Source organism: Streptomyces sp. SD31 (assembly GCF_052068475.1).
GTDB lineage: Bacteria > Actinomycetota > Actinomycetes > Streptomycetales > Streptomycetaceae > Streptomyces.
The window spans coordinates 369,609-391,315 of record NZ_JBQHCX010000005.1; the positions used below are offsets into that span (position 1 = coordinate 369,609).

The window sequence follows — 21,707 nt, forward strand, 5'->3', positions numbered from 1 at the left end:
GATCCCCACGCGCGCCCCTAGCCGTGGAACCTGAGCACGGTGGTGAAGCCCTCCGCGCCGTCGGCGAAGCCGGTGCCGACCAGCGTGGTGGTGGGTTCCTTGCGCCCGAATCCGGCGGAGTACCAGCCCAGCGGCGGGTCCGTCTCGCCGCGATGCGCCCGCCAGTTCAGCTGCCCGGGCAGGTCGAGCACCGCGGAGCGGTCCTCGCCGTCCCGGGTCCAGGTGAGCACGGCCCGGTTGTCCGCCAGATCCGCGGCGATCGCCGGGCCGAGGTGGAACGCCAGCCGCACCGCCCGGCGCGGACCGCGCACCTCGTCGACCACCTTCAGCTCCTGGCTCGCGGCCGTCAGCTCCACCCGGCGGCGGTGCACGGAGCCCTGGTAGCCGTCGTGTTCGGCGCACCAGCGGGCCACCCCCTCGTCGGAGGTGTCCACGGCCAGGACCCGGCTGCGCGCTTGCCGGATCCACAGGAACGGGCCGCCGGAGACGGACTGGTCACCGCCGTCCAGCTGAAGGGTGTTGTGGCCGAGGGTCGACCGGAAGTACTGCCGCCACTCGGGCTGCCCGTGGTAGCAGTACGTCCCCGGGTCGGCGAGCACGTCGACCCCGTCGTGCCGGACCTCCACGGACAGCGCGTCCGCGTGGGCGTGCGCGGCGATGGACAGGAAGCCGTGCGGACCGCCGTCGCAGCGGCACCAGATCTCTCCCGGACCGCGCAGGATGGTGAGCCCCGCGTCGGCGAAATGAGCCGGTCGGTTTGCCGGGCGGGTCGCGGCCGGTTCGGTGGGCTTGATGAGCGCGGCCAGCAACGGGCTGCGCACATCGGTGCCGGTCACCGTCGGCCACCACGTGAGCCGGCCGAACACGGCGTCCCCGGTGGCCAACAGGGAGGCCCAGCGGTCGGTGCCCGCGCCGTCCACGATCAGACCGTGACCGTCGTCCGCGTCCCCCTGGCGCGGGGGCCGTAACCGGCTGTCCACGATGGCCGCGAGCGCGTCGGTCATCCGCAGCAGTACCAGCCGGACGGACGCGGGGACCGGCACGTCGGCGGCGTCCGCCTCGGCCAGCGCGGCCAGGCCGAGCTCCAGCACCAGGCCGTGATACTCGGTGGCCAGCTCGCGGTTGAGGCCGGAGCCGAAGGTGTTGCCGCGCAGATGCCGCTCCAGCGAGCGCAGCGCGTCGGCCCGCCAACGCTCCGAGGAGGGAAACCAGCCGAATGCGCAGGCCGCTGCGAACTGCCCGGCGGCCTCGGCGATGACGTGGTTGTTCGCCGAGGACCCCCGGCTGGGGAAGGCGGCCAGCCAGCGCTGGTGGTGCCAGATCTGCTTCAGCGCCACCGGGTTGCCCTCGAACAGCCCCGGCGCGCCCGGCCAGCCGTCGAGCAGCCGGCGGATCCACACCCAGGACAGCAGCCGGATGCCCAGCTCGATGCCGCTGATCCAGTGCACGCCGCGCAGCGGTGGGTTGGCCGCCCACCACGACCGCAGGTGCTCGGCCACGCGCTCGGCGTACCGCTCGTTTCCGGTGATCGCGTAGGCGGCGGCGAGCTGGGTGAGGTACTGATGCCGGGACAGCTCCCAGATCTGCTTGATGTCCCCGACCGCGTCCTCGTTCCGGTACGGCACGTCGAAGGCGTAGCCCGCCGGAGCCCGGCGCCCGGTCTTCGGGTCGTACCACCAGTCCGGGTCGGCCAGGTCGTCACGGACCACCCCGAAGTACTCGGCGTGCCCGTACATCAGCCGGTCCGCCTCGGCGATGAGACGTTTCGCGGCGTCCGGAGGTACAGCGGCGATCGTCCCGGCGGGCAGTGCCGCGGTGAACCGGGCGCCGGTCACGCTCGGGCAGTTGGGCCGCGCCGACCGCCACCGCCGCCTGCGCACCGCGTCGCCCACCCGGCCCGCGACCTCCTGCGGTCCCATCCGGGACAGCCGCCGCAGGTACCAGCCCGCGCTCATCGTCATCGCGCCCCCGCCAACGTCACCGGAGCACCGGCCGCCAGGCCGGTCTGCACGGCGAGGGTGGCCGTCGTGGTGGCGACCAGCGACTCCAGCGGCACCGGCATCGGCCCGCCGGACCGCACGGCCCTGATGAACGCGGCCAGTTCGGCGTTCTGGCCCTTGTCCCGGGCCTTGGGAAGCCGCGAACTGACCCACCGCTTACGGTCGGCCCTGCCGTCCGAATACAGCGAGGCACGGACGAAGTCGTCGAGCCGCAGCGCACGGCCGTCCGCGACCAGGTCCAGCGTCTCCTTGGGGAAGCTGCTCGGGCCGGTGGTGACGTAGCTGATGGTGGCGGTGGACCCGTCCGGGTAGCGCAGTACGACCTGGAGGTCCTCGTTGCCGGACGGGGCGACCGCGTAGACCGAGACCGGGTCGGCGTCGAGCAGCCAGCTCGCCGTGTCGATGAAGTGCCCGCCCTCGCCGGCGAACCGCGAGCCCTCGGTGCCTTGTTGGAGGTACCAGCTGCCGTGCTGCAGTCGGCCCGCGTTGACCAGGTAGCGCAGGTTCGCCGGGCCGGTCCGGACGCCGAACCGCTGCTTGGCCTCCCGCAGCAGCGGAGCGAACCGGCGGTTGAAGCCGACCTGCAACCGATCGTTGCCGGACTCCTCCACCGCCGCGAGCACACCGGCCAGCTCTTCCTCGGTGAGCGCCAAGGGCTTCTCCACGAACACCGTCTTGCCGGCCAGCAGTGCCTTCCGGGTCAGTTCGGCGTGCGAGCTGTGCCGGGTGACGACGAACACCGCGTCGATGGACTTGTCGCCGAGTACGGCGTCGAGGTCGGTGGTCGCCTCGGAGAAGCCGAACTTCCGCTGTGCGTTGGCCGCGGACAGCGCCGTCGTGGTGACGACGGTCGACAGCTCGACGCCGTCGCGCTGTGCCAGGTGCGGCAGCAGCATCGACGTCGCGTAGTTACCCGCACCGACGAACGCGAGGCGCACCGGCGTCCTGGCGGCCCGGGCCGGAGCCCGCTTCACGTTCACCGCGGGCACGACCACCGCCGGGGCCGCTGCTTCCTCCGCTTCCCCCTCCGGTTGGGGGTACCGGAACAGCACGGCCACGGCCTTCAACTCGCCGTCCTTCAGGCGCTGGTACGTCTCGACGGCGTCGTCGAAGTCGGCGATGTGGGAGACCAGAGGCTCCACGTCGACGCTGCCACGGGCGACGAGATCGAGGAAGCACGCCAGGTTGCGGCGCTCGGTCCAGCGCACATAGCCGATCGGGTAGTCGCGCCCCTCCAGCTCGTACTCCGGGTCATAGCGCCCGGGGCCGTACGACCGGGAGAACCGGACGTCGAGTTCCTTCTCGTAGTACGCGTTCCACGGCAGGTCCAGACGGCACTTGCCGATGTCGACGACCCGGCCGCGGTCCCGGCAGAGCCGGGCGGCCAGCTCGACGGGCTGGTTGCTGCCGCCGCCTGCGGCCAGATACACCTGGTCCACGCCGTGGCCGCCGGTGAGTTCGGCGACGGCGGTCTCCACGGCCGCGGACGAGGGATCGCCGCAGGCCGCCGCGCCAAGGCGCTCCGCCAACTCGCAGCGCACCGGGTCGGGGTCGGCCCCGATGACACGGACTCCCGCGGCCGCGAGGAGCTGCACCACCAGCTGCCCGATCAGCCCCAGGCCGATGACCAGCGCCACCTCGCCCAGCTGCGGCTCACCCTGGCGGACGCCCTGCAACGCGATCGACCCGACGGTGCCGAAGGCCGCGTGCCGCGGCGCGAGGCCGTCCGGCACCGGGGCGTAGAGGTTCTTCGGCACCCAGTTCAGCTCGGCGTGCAGCGCGTGCTCGTTGCCGGCGCAGGCCACGAGGTCGCCGACCTTCACGTCGTCGATGCCGGCGCCGACCTGCTCGACCACCCCGCACAGCGAGTAGCCCAGCGGCGTGTAGGAGTCCAGCTTCCCCATCACCTTGCGGTAGGTGGCGGGCACCCCGTTGGTGGCCACGCTCTGCATGACCTTGGCCACCTGGTCGGGGCGGGAGCGGGCCTTGCCCAGCATCGACATGCCGGCCTCGGACACCTTCATGAGCTCGGTCCCGGTGGAGATCAGCGAGTAGGCGCTGCGGACCAGCACACCGCCCGGCTTGCACCCCGGCACCGGCACGTCGAGCACCGCCAGCTCGCCGCTCTTGTAGTTCTGTACAACCTGCTTCACCCGAACTCCTCTGATTCCTAAGCCGTTAACCGAGTGCTCTGGCCGGACCCAGAGGTCGCGTCGCGATACCAGTACTCGAGGGTCAGCACATGCCACAGATGCTTGGAGAAGTCCCGCTGCCCGGCGGCGTCCTCGGCCACCATCCGCGCCAGCGCGTCGCGGCGCAGGAACCCGGAACGGACCAGCTCGCCGTCGTTGACCACCTCGCGCACCAGCGGCGCCAGATCCCGGCTCATCCAGGCGCGCAGCGGGGCGCTGAACAGCCCCTTGGGCCGGTAGACGATCTCCCGGGGCAGGACCGAGGTGGCCGCCTCCTTCAGGACTGCCTTGCCCTGCCGTCCGACGATCTTGCGTTCGCCGGGCACGGCGAACGCCGCCTTGACCACTTCGACGTCCACGTACGGCACCCGCACCTCGGTCGACGCGGCCATGCTGGAGCGGTCCGTGTAGGTGAGGTTCAGGCCCGGCAGGAACATCCGCGCGTCGGTCAGGCACATGCGGTTGACGAAGTCGTCGAGGTCGTTGTCCTGGTAGACGTCCGCATGCTCGGTCAGCACGTCGTCGACCGTCCCGGCCAGGTCCGGATCGAGCAGGGCGAGGAGCTCCTCCTGGTCGTACATGGTGTAGCTGCGCCGGAACGCGGTCTCCTCCGGCAGACCGGCGAAGGAGAGGAACCGCTTCGCGAAGCGCACCGACCGGTACCCCCGGCGGGCCGTGGCGACCGGCAGCCGGTCCACGGCCGCGGACACGCCGCGCCGCAGGGGCCGCGGGACGCGCTGGTAGCGCAGGGCGAGCAGGTTGGCCAGGTGCTTGCGGTACCCGGCGAACAGCTCGTCGGCGCCCATCCCGGAGAGCATCACCTTGACCCCGGCCTCCCGGGCGGCCGAGCAGATCAGGAACGTGTTGATCGCGGCGGGGTCGCCGATCGGCTCGTCCAGGTGGTACGTCATCCGCGGCAGCAGGTCGAGCACGTTCGGGGCGATCTCGATCTCGTGCAGGTCGACGCCGAACCGCTCGGCCACCTGCCGGGCATAGCGCAGGTCGTCCGGCATCGCCTCGAACTTGGCGTCCTCGGCGCGGAATCCGATCGTGTAGGCGGAGATCCCGGGTCGGTGGCGGGCGGCCAGCGCGGTCAGGTAGCTGGAGTCGAGCCCGCCGGACAGGAAGGTCGCCACGGGTACGTCGGAGAGCAGGTGTTGCCGAGTCGACTCCTCGACGATGGCGGCCAGGTCCGGCTGCTCACCGGCCCGGGCCCGCTCCCGGCCCTCGGCGGCGACGTCCTTCAGGTTCCAGAACCGGCCGCGCTCCACCCGGCCGTCGGGCCGGCAGCGCAGCCAGCTCCCCGGCGGCAGCTTCTCCGCCTCACGGAACGCGCACCGTGAATCCGGCACCCAGTAGTACAGCAGCGAGGCCACCAGCGCCGCATGGTCCACCTCCAGCGACCCGCCGGTCGCGGCGGCGAGCGCCTTCAGCTCGGAGGCGAACACCAGGCCCTCGCCGCGCCGGAGCAGGAACAGCGGCTTGATGCCCAACTGGTCCCGGGCCAGCACCAGTTCACCGGTGCGCTCGTCGAAGACCGCGAACGCGAACATGCCGCGCAGCCGGGGCAGGCAGTCCGTGCCCCAGCGCCGCCAGGCCTCAAGGAGCACCTCGGTGTCGGAGGTACCGCGGAAGCGCACCCCGGCGGCTGCCAGCTCGGCACGCAGCTCGGGCGCGTTGTACAACTCGCCGTTGTACGTGAGGGCGAGGCCGTCCGAGACCATCGGCTGGGCGCCGGTCTCGGACAGGTCGATGATGGCCAGTCGGCGGTGCCCGAGCTGCACTTCGCCGTCACCGACGGGGTGGCCGTACCGGCCCGCCCCGTCGGGACCGCGATGCGCGAGGGTTTCGGTGAGCCGGTCGGTCACCAGCTTCCCGTCCGGCCATCGGTAAGTACCTGCGATGCCACACATGTCCTACCGCGCCTCCTGGTCGTTGTCCGGGACCCGTGCGGCCCACGCCGGCTGCTGTTCCGTACGCCGCAGTCCCTCCCCCACTGCCTGAACGGCGTGGGAGGTACCCCCACCGTTCTGCTGGGCCGTCCGCTCGCTCCGGCCGCGCAGCGCGGTGTGCAGCCCGTCCCACAGCGTGCCGTCGGTCCGGTCACGCGGATCGGGGTCGATCAGCACCACACCGAGCACCGGAATGTGCTGGTCCGCGAGCTGCCGCGCCACGGTGTGCAGCCATGCGGCGCTGCCGTGCCCGGCGCGCACGACGAGCACGGTCCGGGTGCCGAGGTACTGGAGGTCGGTCCACGCCGTGCCGGGCGCCACCGAGCCGACGCCGAGCCGGCGCTCCTGATGCGGCATGGCCGTGGCACGCTCGCCGCTGATCACGGTCGGGTCTCCCGGCTTCGGGCGGCGGCGCGCGAGCCGCGGGCCGGGCAGACCGTCGACGACGACCACCGGGCCCTCCGGCGCCAGTGCCGCGGCGACGTCCAGGGCGATCACGCTCGTGCTGCGCGCACAGCCGAGTTCCAGCAGCGACACCGGTTCCGCGGAGCCGCGCACCGTGCGGGCAAGGGTCGTGGTGAGCCGTTCGCGTGCCGCCCGGGTCCGTCGGCGCTGCCACGGCCCGCGCGACCGCAAGGACGTGCGGCGCAGCTCCGCGATGACCGAGGCGCCCAGGTTCGCCGCGATGTCCCGGCGCAACACGGGGCGGTCCGCCACCACCGTGCCGACCGCGGCCAGCGCGAGCCCGAGGACGAGCCCGAGGACGAGCCCGATCGCGGAGTGGGTGACCGCGGCCTTGGGCAGGGAGTGGCGCACCGCGCGCGGGGCGTCCACGATCTGCGTGCCGGCGACGACCTCGGGTGTGCCGGTGCGCGCCTCCGCGGCGCGCTGGTCGAAATCGGCGATCCGCGAGGTGAGTTCGGCCCGGCGGGCGAAGAGCGACTCAATGCTCGCCGACGCTTTCGGGTCGCTCTCCGTCTCCGGCGATCGGTCTCCGATGTCCTTGTTGACCTGGGCGAGCTCGTCCCGCATGCGGTCACGCTGGTCGAGCAGGGCCTTGGCCTCGGCCTTCGCGGTTTCCTGCATCCGCCGCACATGGTCCGCGACGAACGCGTCGGCCAGCGCTTTGGCCCGGGCCACCGCTTCCGCGTCGCTGCCACCGGTCACATCGATCTGCAGCAGGTTGTTGGTCAGGCCGGTACCCCGGTAGTCCCGCATGAAGTCTTCAGGGTTTTCAGGGGACTTGAGGGCCTGTAGTGCCTTGTCGGCGATCCGTGTGGTCTGCAGCAGCTCCACATCGGTACGGATCAGTGTTCCGGTGTCGTTCGGCTGGTCCTCCTTGTGCGCGACCAGCACCTTGGTCACCGCGCTCGGCGGCGGCGGCATCAGGACCGCCACCGCCGCGCCGACCAGCAGGCCGAGGAGCGCCATGGCGCACCAGAGGCGGCGGCGCCTGCGCACCGACACCACCAGCGCCTGCAGGTCGAGGAGCGGAGCGGCGGCCGACGACTCCGAAGTTCTGCTCGTCGTCACACGGAACCTCCTGTCGCGTGGCCGCGAACCGCGAGCGCCGCAGTGGCGTCGTCCGGTGCGGGGCCGGCAGACCGCGTCGGACGGTCCCGGACGGTGTCGGCGACGACGATGCCGACGATCTCGTGCCCGCCGTCCACACACGCCTCGGCGATGCCGGCGAGCTCCTCCGCGGTCCAGCTGCCCGTGCTGAGGACGACCAGGGCACCGGACTCGGTGTCGCGGTCCGGCACCATCGGCCGGTCCACCGAAACCTCCACCACCCGCAGCAGCGGATCGCTCCCGGCCTCGGCGACGAGCTGTTGGGCGGCCTGGCGGGCGATCTCGTCGCCGTCCGGTACGACGGCCAATAGCCGTCGGTGGGCGGGCAGTTGGTCCCGCAGGCGGGCGCACACCCGCTGGTGGCGGAGCCGCCTGCCGGCCTCGTCGCCCCACCTCTGCGGGGTCGGTATGTCCCACCGGGTGTCGATGCCGAGGAGTCGGCGGATCCGGGCCCGTGGCCCCCCGCCCTCCGCCTGGTGCACGCGCCGGTCCTCGGGCACGTCGACAGTGCCGAGCAGCGCCGAACCCAGCGCCGCGGCGATCTCCGGTTCGGTGCGCAGCCGACGGTTCATCCGTGCGGCGACGAGATGGCCGATGACCGCGAGCAGGAAGAACAGCAGCGCCCCGGCGACGATGAGCTGCATCCTCGTCGGCGGCGCTTCGCCGGTCGGCCGGGCCGCCGGCCCCATGACGACCATGCCGGCCATGCTGGTCGCCGGGTCGGCCTGGTCCAGCTTGGTCATGGCCTCTTCCAGCGAGGTGCGCAGCTTCTCGAGCGCGGTACGGGCCTGCACGCTCTCCACGGTCTGTCCCGGATCGGCCGCATTGGCCAGGTCGGTGATGCGGCGGTTGGTCTCCTCGACCTTCTTCCGCAGCGCCTCGGGCCCCGTGGCCGCTTCGGAGTCGGGGCCACCGCCCGCGATCCGCGCGGCGAATACGACGAACTGCTGGGCCACTTGGTCGGAGAGCCGCTGCGCGCGCTCCGGGGTGTCGGCCGTACCCGAGATCTTGACGATGTTCCCGTCGGCGGCCTTGGCGGTGACTCGCTCCCGCAGCTCGGTGCCGCTGACGTCCGTCCAGCCGAGCTTGTCGGCCACGCGGTCGACCACCGTCGAACTGGTCGCGATCTCCGCCTGCGTCAGCAGCTCGCGCTCCTCCCACTGTCCCGGCAGCAGCACCGACGCCGACGCCGTGTAACGCGGCGGGAACACCACCACCGAGGTGCCGTAGCCGACAAGTGCGCCCACCACGGCGAGGACGGCGAGCAGCCGCCACCGCCGACGGAGAATCCGCCCGATCGTGACGAGGCGGATCGTGTCATCGCTCAACGGCGCGGCCTCTTCCCTGTGCGGACCGTGCGGACCGTGCGGACCGGGTCGCCCACCGACACCGGAGTGCGGTCGCGGCACGCGGCGGCATAGGCGGCGAGCAGCGACACCTGCGAGTTCCGCCAGGAAAGCTGCCCGCTGATCCGCTCCTGGCCGATCTTGCCCATCCGGGCCCGCTTCTCCGGATCGTCCAGCAACACCGCGATGAGCTCGGCGAATCGGGCCTCGTCGTTGGCCGGCGCGTACACGGCGGCGTCACCTGCGGAGACGCGCGCCTCCTTGAGGTCGAACGAGACGATCGGCCGGCCCATCGCCATGTACTCCAGGACCTTGTTCATGGTCGACACGTCGTTGAGCGGATTGCGCGGGTCGGGGGAGAGGCACACGTCCGCGGTGGACAGGTAGCGCACCAGGTCGGCGTCCGGGATGCGCCCGGTGAACTGCACCTGTTCGGAGAGCCCGAGCCGCCTGGACAGCTCCACCATCGCGTCGAAGGCGTCGCCGGCGCCGACGAACACCGCGTGCCAGTCGGTCCGCCCGACCTCGTCGCGCAGCTTCGCGAGGGCCCGCAAGGCGTAGTCGACGCCGTCCTGAGGGCCCATGACGCCGAGGTAGCACAGCAGATGAGGCCTGCCGTGCTTCAACTCCGGCTCGGCCGGCACCGGTTGGAACCGCTCGATCGCGGGCGCGCTGCGCACCACGAAGACGTCCTCCGGCCGCCGACCGCCACGGCGCACCGCGACGTCCCGGTAGCTCTCGTTCGTGGCGAGTACGACGTCCGCGGCCCGGTAGGTACGCCGTTCCAGTGCGCACACGGCGCGGTAGAGCAGATCCTCGCCGCGGTCGAACCGGGAGAGGTACAGCTCGGGCACCAGGTCGTGCTGGTCGAAGACGAACCGCGCACCGCGCCGCTTCAGCCACAGCGCGGGCAGGAACAGCAGGTCGGGCGGGTTGCAGGCGTGGACCACGTCGACCGGGCCGACCTTGCGGGCCAGCCGGGCCGTGTGCCACAGCGCCGATCCGTACTCCCGCAGGTAGCCGGCCGGTCCTCCGGTGGCCGCGCGCAACGGGTAGCGGTGGATCCGCACCCCGTCGATCACCGCCTCCGGCTCCGTGTCCCGCTTCTCCCCCCGGGGGCAGATGACGTGCACCTCCCAGCCCGCGTCGCGCAGCGTCGTGCACTCCTGCCACACCCGCCGGTCGAACGGCACCGACAGGTTCTCCACCAGGATCAGCGCGCGCCGGCCCGAGCCGTCACCGCCGGCTGTGTCACTGAAAGACGTGTCACCAAGCAAGGCCCATGTACCCCGGTTCGGTCCGGCGCGCCTCGGCGTCGGGAAGGCGGATGAGGTCGACTATCACCGGGCCGCCGCCATGGGGCAGCGCCGAAAGGACGGCCGGGTCCCTGGTCCCGACCAGGCACACCTCGGCGTGTTCGAGCACCTCGTCGACGGAGTCCGCGAGCAACTGCGCGAGGTGCGGCAGCCGGGTCTCGATGTACTCGCGGTTCGCGCCGATCAGCCGGGAGAGGCTCACGTTGGCGTCGTGGATCCGCAGGTCGTAACCCTTGCCGTGGAGCCTCTCCGCCAGCTCGACGAGGGGGCTCTCGCGGAGGTCGTCGGTGCCGGGTTTGAAGGACAGCCCGAACATTCCCACCCGGCGCTTGCCGGTGCGCTCGACCAGCTCCACCGCGCGCTGCAGATGGTCGGCGTTGGAGGGCAGCACGTGGGCGAGGATGGGCACCGAGACGTCGGCCCGCTGCGCCGCGTGGACCAGGCTGCGCAGGTCCTTGGGCAGGCAGGAACCGCCGAAGGCGAAGCCGGGCCGCAGGTAGGCGGGGCTGATGTTCAGCTTGCGGTCGGCCAGGAACACGTCCATCACCTGGTGCGAGTCCACCCCGAGCGCCTGGCACACCGCGCCCAGCTCGTTCGCGAAGCCGATCTTGAGGCCGTGGAACGCGTTGTCCGCGTACTTGATCGCCTCGGCCGTCGGGACCGGCACCCGGAACACCTCGCCGGGCAGGCCGTCGTAGAGCGCCATCACCGCGTCGCCGCTTGCCGGGTCGAGCTCGCCGATGACGGTCTTGGGCGGGTCGAAGAAGTCCCGCACGCTCGTGCCCTCGCGCAGGAACTCCGGGTTGACCGCGACCCCGATGTCCACCCCGGCCGTGCCGCCGACGTACTTCTCCAAGATCGGTACCAGCAGGTTCAGGCAGGTGCCCGGGAGCATGGTGCTGCGGAACACGACGGTGTGCCGTCCCCCCTGCTTGGCCCCCTCGGCCAGCACGGCGCCGATCTCCTCGGTGACCCGCTCCAAGTACGTGGTGCACAGGCTGCCGTTGGGCTCCGACGGCGTGCCCACGCAGACCAGCGACACCTCGCTGCCCTCGATCGCCTCGCGGACGTCGCCGGTGGCGCGTAACGCTCCGGTCCGCACGACCTCGGCGATGAGCTCGCCGATGCGCTCCTCGACCACCGGGGCCAAGCCGCTGTTGACCAGGTCGACCTTCACCTGGTTCACGTCCACCCCGATGACCTCGTGCCCCATGCTGGCCAGGCACGCGGCCGACACGCAGCCCACGTAGCCGAGCCCGAAAACGCTGACTCTCATGACGCGTTCCTCCCCCCAGGCAGGCCCATGTGGCCTGCGGTCCCCCCAGACAGGCCCTCGTGGCCTGCGGTCCGCGCTCCGGCCGGACGACGGCCCCCGCGCATCAATAGGCCCCTTGGCCATGGATCACCGCACGCAGTGTCTTCCACAAGATCACCGCGTCCAGGGCGAGCGACCAGTCCTCCACGTACCGCAGGTCGAGGCGGACCGCCTCCTCCCACGGCAGGTCGCTGCGTCCGCTGATCTGCCACAGGCCGGTGAGGCCGGGCTTGACCAGCAGCCGCCGCCGGATGTCCGGGCCGTAGGCGGCGGACTCCTCCGGCAGTGGAGGCCGCGGACCGACGAGCGACATCGATCCGGTGAGTACGTTGAAAAGCTGCGGGAGTTCGTCGATCGAGTACCGGCGCAGCACTGCTCCGACCCGGGTCACCCGCGGGTCCCGGCGGAGCTTGAACAGCAGGCCCGCGCCCTCGTTGCGGTCGGCGAGTTCGGCGCGCGTCCCGTGGGCTCCGGCGACCATGGTGCGGAACTTGAGGATGGTGAACTCGCGGCCGTCCTTGCCGACCCTGCGCTGGCGGTAGAACGCCCCGCCCCGGCTGTCCACCATCACGAGCAGCGCGACGAACACCATCAGCGGCGCGAACAGCATCAGCAGAAACGTTGCGCCTACCCGGTCGACGACCCCTTTGACCGCCCGGCGGCCCCCGGTGAAGGTCGGCATGCTGACCCGCAGCAGCGGGATCCCGAGCACCGCGTCGACGTGCAGCCGCGGGCCGGCCACCTCCATCAGCACCGGGGCCACGACCATCTCCGCGTCGCTGCCTTCGAGGTTCCAGGCCAGCCGCTGCAGCCGGTCCGGTGACCAGTGCGGGTCCGGGGTGACCGCGACGACACGGTAGCCGTCGTGGCGGACGTGCTTGGCGACGTCCTCCAGTTGCCCGACGACCGGCACCCCGTCCAGATGGTCACCGTCGAGCCCGAGTCCGTCCGTGGTGCACACCGCATCCACGCGCCAGCCGAGGTGCGGGAACTTGCGGGTTCGGTTGATCAGGTCGCGCACGGTGTCCGGGCTCCCGGCGGCGAGCACCGGTCTCAGGCACCGCCCTTCCTTGCGCTGTTTGTGCAGCCCAAGGCGGAGCAGATACCGCGCGGTCATGGTGACCAGGGCGATCGCGGGGATCGCGACGAAGATCCAGAGCTTGATGTTGCGCGAGGTGAGGGCGATCCCGCCGAGCGCCAGTACGACGGTCGCCGCGAACAGTGAGCGTCCGAGCCGCCGGAATTCCTCGGCCCCCTGGCCGAGCACGGCCGGAGCCCACGCCCGGCCCACCGCGAGCGCCCCCAGCACCAGCAATTCGGTGCCGAATGCGAGAATTCCCCATTTCTCGTGCCAGTTGGCCGCGTCCCGGGCCCCGAAGAAGTTGCCGATCGCCGCCACCACGAAGGCGGTGGCCACGGTATCGCTCATGATCACGGTACGGCGGTAGCGCTGCTCCCAGTCGATCGCGGGCCGGCTGATCGCCCCGTTCGCCAGACGCCCGCGCGCTGACGGAAACGGGTCGACTAATTCCCCCTGCTGCACAGGACCCCCCAGGTCACCAGTGGTTCGACGCGTGTTCGCCTAACACTGTTTCTCCCCTCGGGAGGCACCCCCGCCCCCCGCGCCGTGCTGTTCCTCCCCTCGGGAGGCCCCCGTCCCCCGCGCATGACATCCCGGCTATTCAGCGCTACTTGAACAACTCACCCTGGCGGCAGCGGATTCGCATGTCCTGCCGAATTCTCAAGGTGCGCGGGATCCCGTCGAAACCTCGGATGCTCCCGGATGCTCCCCGCACCCAAGGCCCCGTCTCGGGCTCCAAGAATTGATCACCCCCACGTCTGGCGCCGGGGACGCGATTGCTGGTTTTCCGTAGCGCCGGACCTATAGATCATCACTGTCCGCTTCGTGATCCGAACAGCTGAAGCACGGTCAATCTAGACCATCGGGGCCCAGTGTGTAGAGGGGATGTGTGTAATTTGTGTTCAAGCTTTGGGGCTGGATCCAGCCTGGTGTTCGTGCGCCGGGAGCAAGCCGGACCTGAAACCGTGACGGTCATCTGACGCTCGCGGATGAGGCGTCAGGCCGCCAGGTGCGGCGGGCGAGCGCATTCGCGGCGATGGTCGCCCAGGAGCCGAGGCTCTTCCGGCGGGCACGGAAGGTGTACGTGGCGCTGTTCGCGTCCGAGACGTCGACAAGGTGACGGCCGGCTGGGGCACATGAACGTCGACGACGTGAACGTTCCCGTCCGTCGGACGTGCCGTAGCGCAGTCCATGTCGGATCAGGTGGTCGGCGAGTTTCGCGTTCCAGGGACTCAGGACACACAGCGAGCCGGTCCGCCCGGATCTGAATTGAGGCGAGACGGTTCGTCTTGTTATGGTGAGGGCATGGCTTTCCTCTTCTTCGTCTGAGTCACGGCACGGCCGATGCCGCCGTTTCCGCTGCCCGTAGACCCTTCGTATGCCCAGGGAAGCCATATGCGCGACCGCGCCCATACCGCCGTGCCCACCGTCGCCCCCGCTGCCGTGGCGCAGCTGTCCGTCAAGGACGTCACCAAGTCCTACGGCACCCGGACCGTCCTGGACCAGGTCTGCCTCACCGTCCGTCCGGGCGAGAAGGCCGCCGTCATCGGCGAGAACGGCTCCGGCAAGTCCACCCTGCTGCGGCTGGTCGCCGCTGCTGAGACGCCGGACACCGGGGAGATCACCGTCAGCTTCCCCGGCGGCACCGGCCACCTGGCCCAGACCCTCGACCTTGGCGCGAACCGCACAGTGCAGGACGCCGTCGACCTCGCCCTCGCCGAACTGCGCGACATGGAGTACCGGTTGCGGAAGGCGGAGGAGTCCCTCGGCGAGGCGGCGGAAGAGGAACTCGCCGCGTACGGCGACCTGCTGACCGCATACGAGGAACGCGGCGGATACGAGGCGGACGCCCGTGTGGATGCCGCGATGCACGGGCTCGGGCTCGCCCGGATCACCCGCGCCCGCCTGCTCGGCTCGCTGTCCGGCGGCGAGCAGTCGCGGCTCGCGCTCGCCTGCGTCCTGGCCGCCGACCCCGAACTGCTGCTCCTCGACGAACCGACGAACCACCTCGATGCGGCGGCCGTGCACTGGCTGGAGGAGCACCTGCGCGCACACCGCGGCACCGTCGTCGCGGTCACCCACGACCGCGGCTTCCTGGAACGCGTCGCCACCACCATCCTCGAGGTCGACCGGGACACGCGCACGGTGCTCCGGTACGGCGACGGCTGGGCCGGCTACCGCGCCGCGAAGGCCGCCGCCCGGCGCGGTGCCGAGCAGCGGTACGCGGACTGGGCCGAGGAGGTGGCCCGCATGGAGGAACTGCTCGAGGCCGCAGTCAGGCGGCTTGCCACCACCGGCCGCGACCCGAAGCAGGGTTTCGGCAAGCACCGCCGGTCCAGCGAGGCGAAGCTCGGCGGGCAGGTGCGCTCCGTCCGGGAGCGCCTCGCCCAGCTGCGGCGCAACCCGGTGGCCGAGCCGCCGGCACCACTTCGCTTCACCACCGCGCTGTCGGCGGCAGACGGCCCCGCCCAGGGCCCCCTCGCCGAGTTCGACGGCATACGGGTCGGCGAGCGGCTGCGTCTGGACGGGCTCCTTGCGATCGCTCCCGGACAGCGGTTGCTGGTCACGGGCGAGAACGGCGCGGGCAAGACGACGCTCCTGCGCGTCCTGGCGGGCGACCTGGAGCCGGACGCCGGCACGGCACGCCGCCCCGCCCGGATCGGCTACCTCGCCCAGGAGCTGCCCGCGCACTCCACGCGGCTCCCGCTGCTCGCCGCGTTCGCTGCCGGGCGGCCCGGACTGCCGGACGAGTACGCCGAACAGCTCCTGGCACTGGGCCTGTTCCGCGAGCAGGACCTGCACGTCCCGGTCGCCGCCCTGTCGGCGGGCCAGCAGCGTCGTCTGCAGATCGCCCGCCTGGTGACCCGGCCCGCGGACCTCCTCGTCCTCGACGAGCCGACCAACCACATCGCGCTCGACCTGGTCGAGGACCTTCAGGCGGCGCTCGCCACGTACCCAGGAGCGGTGGTCGCGGTGTCGCACGACCGCGACTTCCGCGCCCGCTTCGAAGGAGAGCGGCTGGAGCTGCACGCCGGCCGCAGGCGCTGACCCCTCGGATCCTCGTCCTCCGCGAACGGCCCTCGCCCACGCCCCGCCCCCACCTGCCCAACAGCCGGAAACCCGCTGAAGCGATGGAGCCATGCCCGGGCCCGCATTCCCACGCATCCCAGGCAGCGTTTTGCGTCTGGACAGGCGGCTGGACGGGATCCGGCCGGCTCGATGGTTACGGCGTGGAGAACAAGCCGGGCCCCGGCGGCGAGGGGCCGTCGGCACGGACGCCGTTCGTGACCCGCAGGAACTCCAGCTTTTCCGCATCGGCGGAACCCGCGGCCACCGTGTAGACGACGAGTCGGACGTCGCAGCCCGGGACGGTGAGCACGTCGCAGTCGCAGATCACCTCGCCGACCTGGGGGTGCACGATGGTCTTGCGGGCCGAGACGTGCGGTCCGACCGCACCCTCGTCCCACAGCCGAGTGAACTCCGCACTGGTGGACCGCAGTTCCTCGACAAGGTTGGTCAGGCCGCGGTCACGGGGGTAGTTGGCGAGAGCCGTGCGCAGATCGGCGACGAGGGCGGGGCCGAGGGCGTCGCCGTCCTGGATCACGGGCCAGGCCGCGAGCCCTGAGGGCCCTGTGGCGAAGACCGAGCGCACCAGGTTCCGCTCGACAGGTGTCCGCGCGCTGGGGTCGCCCAGCAGCACCACCCAAGCCGGAGTCCAGGACAGCAAGGTCCAGTCGGCACTGAACACGCCCACGGGGAACTCGCCGAGGCGAGCCAGCATCCGTTGGACCCCCGCCGGAACATGCGTGGAGATCGTCCCCTCCTGGGGAGGGAGGAGGCCGGCCAGCCGGTAGGCGTGATCGCGTTCCATGGGCTGCAGTTGCAGTGCCCTGGCCAGGCTTGCGACGACCTGCGCCGAAGGGCTCGTGGCGCGGCCCTGTTCCAGCCGCACCACGTAGTCGACCGACAGCCCCGCGAGTTCGGCCAGCTCCTCGCGGCGCAATCCCACCGCACGTCGTCCGGGCCGCGAGGTCCGCCCGACGTCGCGGGGAGAAAGCCGGTCGCGCCAGCGGCGCAATGCCGTGCCAAGGGTCTCGTCCACTCGGCCATTGTGTCCGCCGTGCAGCCGTTGTGCCTGGTACTGGCAGTCCTACCGTCGCAGAGGGCACTGGTTGTCCTCTCGTCACGGGCCGAGAGTGAAACGCATGACAACAACCTTCATCACCGGAGCCAACAAGTCCCTCGGTTACGAGACCGCCCGCCGCTTGATCGAAGCCGGCCACACCGTCGTCGTCGGTGCTCGTGATCCAGAGCGCGGCCAGGCGGCCGCCGACGCACTCGGTGCCCGTTTCGTCCAGATCGATGTGACGGATGACGCGTCGGTGGCTGCGGCCGCCGCCGACATCGAGGCTCGCGAGGGCGGCATCGACGTCCTGATCAACAACGCCGGCGTCTTCGGGACGCATAGCCCCGCCGACCAGATCACGGCCGCTGACGCGAGCGCAGTCTTCGACGTCAATGTCGTGGGGATCGTCCGGGTGACGCACGCGTTCCTGCCTCTGCTGCGCAAGTCCGCGAACCCGGTCATCGTCAATGTGTCCAGCGGCATGGGGTCGTTCGCGGCCACCCACGACGCCGGACGCGTCGAGGGGCGGGCCATCGCGCCGCTCTACACGGCTTCGAAGGCCGCCGTGACCATGCTGACCACGCAGTACGCGAAGTCCTGGCCGGACGTGAAGGTGAACGCGGCCGACCCGGGCTACACCGCGACCGACTTCAACGGGCACAGCGGCCCGCAGACAGTGACCGAGGGAACCGACGCGATCGTCGAACTCGCCACCCTCGGGGCGGACGGACCGACCGGAACCTTCCGCGACCGTCACGGTGAGATGGCCTGGTGATCCGCCTCTGAGTGGGGGCGTGCCCGGCACGGACGAGGGCGGCCGGAGTGCGGCTGCGAGGCAGTCGGCCGCGATCCGGCCGCTCAGGGGCCACCCCCCGGCCCCGGATGTGCTGGGGCCCGCTTCAGGGTGTGTAACCTGCTTCTCTATAACGACTGTCATAGGAGGCTGTCATGACGATCATCACCGTGAATGCCCCGAAGGGGCGCCTGGGTCTTGAGCAGCGCCGCGAGTTGGCCGAGACGCTGACCGACGCGGTGTTGGTGCCCGAGGTCGGGCAGGACGCTCCGGCCGCCAGGGCTGGGTTTCAGGTGCACTTCGTCGAGCGCGAGCGGGACATGATGGCCATCGGCGGGCGGCTGTTGGCCGACGCCGCCGATGACCGCGACGTCATGGTGATCGACGTCGCGGTCATGGACGCCGCGTGGCAGCGGGACGTGCGGGCCGAGGTGATCGAGCGGGTGCTGGCCGCGCTCGCGACGGCCTGTGGGCTGGAGAAGCCGTCGCCTGCCTGGTGGGTCAACTTCCGTGTGATCGACGAGGGCAGTTGGGGGTCGTCAGGTGGCGTGCTGTCCATCCTGCCGCTCCTCGAGAGCGGGGTCTTCACCGAGGAGCGGGCCAAGGCCGTCCGCGCGGCACTGGGAGCGTGAAGGCGGTCCTCGATCGCCGCGAGGATCAGGGCCTGCGGCATGGCGGGACGGCCTCGGAGGCGAGCTGCCGCTTGCCCTCCGGTGAAGTGCCCCTGCCTGGTGGTCCGTTCGTGCACGCCCTGCAGGGCTGACGTTTCCGCCGTCCGGAGTCAGTCGTGCGGCGGCGGTGCCTGTGCCATGCGTGATGTCGTCATTGTGGGGCGGGGGTGGGGCGGTGCCACTCAGGCAGCCGTCGAGGACGTCATGGCGGTACTGGAGCCGGCGTAAGCCTCGCCGGACGGCGGTGACCAGGTCCTGTGACCGCCCAGCGTGTCCTGTTGCACGACGGGCCTCGCGTCATGCTTCCTGCATCGCGGGCGCACGGCGCTCGCCCGAGCCCCGGACGACCAGGCGGGTGGGGACGGTGATGGTGCGGGCGCGGGAGCGGTCGCCGTCGAGGCGGGCCAGGGCGGTGGCCGCGGCCGTTCTGCCGATCTCTTCCGGGTCCTGAGCGACGACGGTCAGAGCCGGTTCGAGCGCCTCGGCGAGTTCCACGTCGTCGAAGGCGACGACGGCGACGTCTTTCCGTTTGGTCCGGGCGAGTTCGGTCACTATGCCCAGAGCGACGATGTTGTTGCCGGCGAACAGGGCGGTGGGGGGATCCGCCAGGCTCAGGAGCTGGGAGGTCGCGGTGGAGGCCCCGTGCTGGTCGTGGGCATCGGTGACCAGGGAGCGGTCGTAGGGGATGTCGGCTTCCTGGAGGGCCGCGCGGTATCCGGCCAGGCGCTCGCGGCGGGTGTAGAGCTTGGTGGGGAGGTCGCCGACGAAGCCGATGCGCCGGTGGCCGTGGGCGATCAGGTGGGCGACGCCGTCCTGGGCGCCCGCACGGTTGGAGCTGACGACGCTGTCCGTGGCCAGGCCCGCGCCCGGACGGTCGAGGAAGACGACGGGCAGGCCCGCGGTGCGGTGGGTCTTGAGGTGGGAGTGGTCGGCGCCGACGGACGGCACGACCATGAGGATGCTGACGCGGCGGGCGAGGAACTTGTCCGTCAGGGCGCGTTCGCGGTCGGGGTCGTCTGCGGAGGAGCCCATGAGCAGGGTCAGGCCGCGGTCGCGGACCGTGTCCTCGATGCTCCTGGCCACAGCGCCGAAGAAGGGGTTGCCGAGGTCGGGGATGACCAGCCCGATGGTGGTGTCGGGTCCGCCGACGCGGATGTTGCGTGCCATGAGGTTCGGCTGGAAGCCGAGCTTGGCCACGGCGGCGAGAACCTGTTCCCTCGTTTGGGCCGAGGCGGGCCCGTCCTCGTTGAGGACGCGGGAGACGGTCTTGGCGCTGACACCTACTTCGCGGGCGACATCGGCCAGGGTGGGGCGGCGGTTCGCTGCCATGGACGAATGGTCTCCTGTGCTCGTCGGTTCCGGCCGCGGCCTCGGCCGGATTCCGTCGAGTGTCGAGTGATGTGGTCAGGTGGCCCGGACTCCCGCGGCCTTCGCCGCCTCGGAATCCGCTACGACAGTATCTCCGGCCGCGTCCACGGTGAGCGCGCCGGTCATGATGGCGACGACCTCCGCCATGGAGTAGTCGGACGGCTTGATCACGGCAGCGCGCCTGCCCAGCCGGTGGACGTGGATCCGGTCGGCGATCTCGAAGACGTGGGGCATGTTGTGACTGATCAGGACGACCGGCATGCCCTTGTCCCGGACACGGCGGATGAGGTCCAGGACCTGGCCGGACTCCTTGACGCCGAGCGCGGCGGTGGGTTCGTCCATGACGACGACGCTGCGGGCCCAGGCGACGGCCCGGGCGACCGCGACGGCCTGCCGCTGTCCGCCGGAGAGGGTCTCGACCGACTGGGTCAGCGAGCGCAGGCCGATCTTCAGGTCGGCCATGTGCTCGGCGGCCTCCTGGCGCATGCGCTTCTTGTCGAGCATGCGCAAGGCGCTGCCGAGGATGCCGGGGCGGCGCAGTTCACGGCCGAGGAACATGTTCGAGGCGATGTCCATGGAGGCGGCCACGGCGAGGTCCTGGTAGACCGTCTCGATGCCGTGGGCGCGCGCACTTTGCGGCCCGGAGAACTGGATCGGCTTGCCGTTCAGCCGTATCTCGCCCGCGTCAGGGACCACCGCACCGGTAAGTGCCTTGATCAGGCTGGTCTTTCCGGCGCCGTTGTCACCGATGACGGCGAGGACCTCGCCGGGCAGCAGGTCGAAGTCGGCACCGTCGATGGCGGTGACATGGCCGTAGCGCTTGACCAGGCCGCGTGCCTGCAGGACGGGCGTGGGGGAGGAGGTGGCGGTCATCGGGCCTTCTTCCGGGAGATCTGGTCGACGGTCACCGCGAGGATCACCAGGACACCGGTGATCAGCGTCTGGTAGATGGAGGCGACGCCCATCAGCTGCAGGCCGTTGCGGAACACACCGACGATGAGGACGCCGATGAAGGTGCCGAGCACCGAGCCGCGTCCGCCGAAGAGGCTGGTGCCGCCGAGCACCACGGCGGTGATGCTGTCGAGGTTGTCGGTCTGTCCGGCCTGGGGGTCGCCGACTCCGGTGCGGGAGATGAGCAGCAGGGCTGCGATGCCGTAGAGCAGACCCGCCACGGTGTAGACGCCGATGGTCAGGCGCGAGGTGCGGATGCCGTTCAGTCGCGCCGCCTCCGGGCTGTTGCCCAGCGCGTAGACGTGTCGGCCCCAACCGGTGCTGCTCAGGGCGTAGGCGAGGAGCAGGAACAGGGCGATGGTGACCAGGGAGCCGTAGGTGATGTCGGTGTTGCCGAGCGGGAAGGTCTGCCCGAGGGCCGTCAGCGGGCCGGGCAGGTTGGTGACCGTCTGCTCCTCGGAGTAGATGTGGGTCAGTGCGAACGCCACGTTGAGCATGCCGAGGGTGACGATGAACGGCGGCAGCGGGATCTTCTGCACCAGCGCCCCGTTGAGCAGCCCGAAGCCGCCGCAGACGACCAGGCCCAGAGCGATGGCGGCGAGCGGTGGCAGGGAGCCCTCGGCCGCCATCTTGGCGATCACGATGCTGCCGAACGCCATCACGGCTCCGCACGACAGGTCGATGCCCGCGGTGAGGATGATCAGGGTCTGACCGATGGCGAGGGTGCCGACGACCATGACCTGCTGCACGATCAGCGAGAAGTTCCCGCCCGTGAGGAACTGGTCGGTCGAGAAGGAGAAGAAGACGCAGGCCAGGAGGAGGGCGACCAGCGGGCCGGTGGTCGGCTGCGTGAGCAGTCTGCGGGCCGTGGTCGGCGCTTTGAGCTCGGCGTATGGCGAGGACGTGCTCGGAGGCGTGGACGTGGCGGTCATGCGAAGTCCTTGTCGGAAGACGGAAGTCCTTGTCCGGCCGTGCCGGAGAACAGGGAGGACAAGGAGGCGAGGGGGCGGCCGTCCCCGGTCGG

The 21,707-nt window shown here is 71.1% G+C and carries 15 protein-coding genes; 3 read left to right on the forward strand and 12 right to left on the reverse strand.

Annotated elements, in window-relative coordinates; translation table 11 throughout:
• Window positions 1–17 precede the first annotated feature (17 nt).
• The 8 genes from ACTMVF_RS13625 to ACTMVF_RS13660 form a co-directional block, all read right to left on the reverse strand.
• Window positions 18–1,961 carry an alginate lyase family protein gene (locus ACTMVF_RS13625; RefSeq protein ID WP_441271243.1) on the reverse strand — a complete coding sequence of 648 codons (1,944 nt, stop codon included), beginning with the start codon at window positions 1,959–1,961 and terminating at the stop codon, window positions 18–20.
• Window positions 1,958–4,153, reverse strand: coding sequence for a bi-domain-containing oxidoreductase (locus ACTMVF_RS13630; protein ID WP_441271244.1), 2,196 nt, complete (start codon window positions 4,151–4,153; stop codon window positions 1,958–1,960). Before ACTMVF_RS13630 ends, ACTMVF_RS13625 begins: the two co-directional genes overlap by 4 nt.
• A 17-nt stretch (window positions 4,154–4,170) precedes the next feature.
• Window positions 4,171–6,105, reverse strand: coding sequence for an asparagine synthase (glutamine-hydrolyzing) (asnB, locus tag ACTMVF_RS13635; protein WP_441271245.1), 1,935 nt, complete (start codon window positions 6,103–6,105; stop codon window positions 4,171–4,173).
• A gap of 3 nt (window positions 6,106–6,108) precedes the next feature.
• A complete protein-coding gene (locus tag ACTMVF_RS13640; RefSeq protein WP_441271246.1) occupies window positions 6,109–7,677 on the reverse strand; it encodes a Wzz/FepE/Etk N-terminal domain-containing protein in 1,569 nt (522 codons plus the stop codon).
• Complete coding sequence (locus tag ACTMVF_RS13645) at window positions 7,674–9,044, reverse strand: Wzz/FepE/Etk N-terminal domain-containing protein (RefSeq protein WP_441271247.1); 1,371 nt, start codon at window positions 9,042–9,044, stop codon at window positions 7,674–7,676. Before ACTMVF_RS13645 ends, ACTMVF_RS13640 begins: the two co-directional genes overlap by 4 nt.
• Window positions 9,041–10,339 carry a glycosyltransferase family 4 protein gene (locus ACTMVF_RS13650; RefSeq protein ID WP_441271248.1) on the reverse strand — a complete coding sequence of 433 codons (1,299 nt, stop codon included), beginning with the start codon at window positions 10,337–10,339 and terminating at the stop codon, window positions 9,041–9,043. Before ACTMVF_RS13650 ends, ACTMVF_RS13645 begins: the two co-directional genes overlap by 4 nt.
• On the reverse strand, window positions 10,329–11,654 hold the full coding sequence (locus tag ACTMVF_RS13655) for a nucleotide sugar dehydrogenase (protein ID WP_441271249.1): 1,326 nt from the start codon (window positions 11,652–11,654) through the stop codon (window positions 10,329–10,331). The genes ACTMVF_RS13650 and ACTMVF_RS13655 overlap by 11 nt, the downstream gene beginning before the upstream one ends.
• 103 nt (window positions 11,655–11,757) lie before the next feature.
• Window positions 11,758–13,236: a sugar transferase gene (locus tag ACTMVF_RS13660; protein ID WP_441271250.1), complete on the reverse strand. Its 1,479-nt coding sequence runs from the start codon at window positions 13,234–13,236 to the stop codon at window positions 11,758–11,760.
• 933 nt (window positions 13,237–14,169) lie between these two features.
• Here ACTMVF_RS13660 and abc-f point away from each other — a divergent pair.
• Complete coding sequence (gene abc-f, locus ACTMVF_RS13665; protein WP_441271251.1) at window positions 14,170–15,822, forward strand: ribosomal protection-like ABC-F family protein; 1,653 nt, start codon at window positions 14,170–14,172, stop codon at window positions 15,820–15,822.
• Between the two features lie 175 nt (window positions 15,823–15,997).
• Here the strand turns inward: abc-f and ACTMVF_RS13670 are convergent, their stop codons facing one another.
• Window positions 15,998–16,876 carry a helix-turn-helix transcriptional regulator gene (locus tag ACTMVF_RS13670; protein WP_441271252.1) on the reverse strand — a complete coding sequence of 293 codons (879 nt, stop codon included), beginning with the start codon at window positions 16,874–16,876 and terminating at the stop codon, window positions 15,998–16,000.
• Window positions 16,877–16,979: 103 nt separating this feature from the next.
• Here ACTMVF_RS13670 and ACTMVF_RS13675 point away from each other — a divergent pair, with 103 nt between their 5' ends.
• Both ACTMVF_RS13675 and ACTMVF_RS13680 read left to right on the forward strand, forming a co-directional pair.
• Window positions 16,980–17,675 (forward strand): SDR family NAD(P)-dependent oxidoreductase, encoded by a 696-nt coding sequence (locus ACTMVF_RS13675; RefSeq protein WP_441271253.1) that lies wholly within the window; start codon window positions 16,980–16,982, stop codon window positions 17,673–17,675.
• Window positions 17,676–17,848: 173 nt separating this feature from the next.
• A complete protein-coding gene (locus ACTMVF_RS13680) occupies window positions 17,849–18,325 on the forward strand; it encodes a tautomerase family protein (protein WP_441271254.1) in 477 nt (158 codons plus the stop codon).
• A gap of 336 nt (window positions 18,326–18,661) precedes the next feature.
• On the opposite strand, the gene ACTMVF_RS13685 is transcribed toward ACTMVF_RS13680, so the two are convergent.
• From ACTMVF_RS13685 to ACTMVF_RS13695, 3 genes are all read right to left on the reverse strand, one after another.
• Complete coding sequence (locus ACTMVF_RS13685; RefSeq protein WP_441271255.1) at window positions 18,662–19,693, reverse strand: LacI family DNA-binding transcriptional regulator; 1,032 nt, start codon at window positions 19,691–19,693, stop codon at window positions 18,662–18,664.
• A 75-nt stretch (window positions 19,694–19,768) separates the two neighbouring features.
• On the reverse strand, window positions 19,769–20,605 hold the full coding sequence (locus ACTMVF_RS13690; RefSeq protein ID WP_441271256.1) for an ATP-binding cassette domain-containing protein: 837 nt from the start codon (window positions 20,603–20,605) through the stop codon (window positions 19,769–19,771).
• Window positions 20,602–21,615 carry an ABC transporter permease gene (locus ACTMVF_RS13695; RefSeq protein WP_441271257.1) on the reverse strand — a complete coding sequence of 338 codons (1,014 nt, stop codon included), beginning with the start codon at window positions 21,613–21,615 and terminating at the stop codon, window positions 20,602–20,604. The genes ACTMVF_RS13690 and ACTMVF_RS13695 overlap by 4 nt, the downstream gene beginning before the upstream one ends.
• Window positions 21,616–21,707: the final 92 nt, after the last annotated feature.

Bases quoted from the DNA above. Each gene is read 5' to 3' on its own strand.
- asnB (WP_441271245.1), bottom strand. From the start codon at position 6,105: ATGTGTGGCATCGCAGGTACTTACCGATGGCCGGACGGGAAGCTGGTG.
- ACTMVF_RS13685 (WP_441271255.1), bottom strand. From the start codon at position 19,693: ATGGCAGCGAACCGCCGCCCCACCCTGGCCGATGTCGCCCGCGAAGTA.
- ACTMVF_RS13655 (WP_441271249.1), bottom strand. From the start codon at position 11,654: ATGAGAGTCAGCGTTTTCGGGCTCGGCTACGTGGGCTGCGTGTCGGCC.
- ACTMVF_RS13625 (WP_441271243.1), bottom strand. From the start codon at position 1,961: ATGACGATGAGCGCGGGCTGGTACCTGCGGCGGCTGTCCCGGATGGGA.
- ACTMVF_RS13680 (WP_441271254.1), top strand. From the start codon at position 17,849: ATGACGATCATCACCGTGAATGCCCCGAAGGGGCGCCTGGGTCTTGAG.
- ACTMVF_RS13695 (WP_441271257.1), bottom strand. From the start codon at position 21,615: ATGACCGCCACGTCCACGCCTCCGAGCACGTCCTCGCCATACGCCGAG.
- ACTMVF_RS13690 (WP_441271256.1), bottom strand. From the start codon at position 20,605: ATGACCGCCACCTCCTCCCCCACGCCCGTCCTGCAGGCACGCGGCCTG.
- abc-f (WP_441271251.1), top strand. From the start codon at position 14,170: ATGCGCGACCGCGCCCATACCGCCGTGCCCACCGTCGCCCCCGCTGCC.
- ACTMVF_RS13675 (WP_441271253.1), top strand. From the start codon at position 16,980: ATGACAACAACCTTCATCACCGGAGCCAACAAGTCCCTCGGTTACGAG.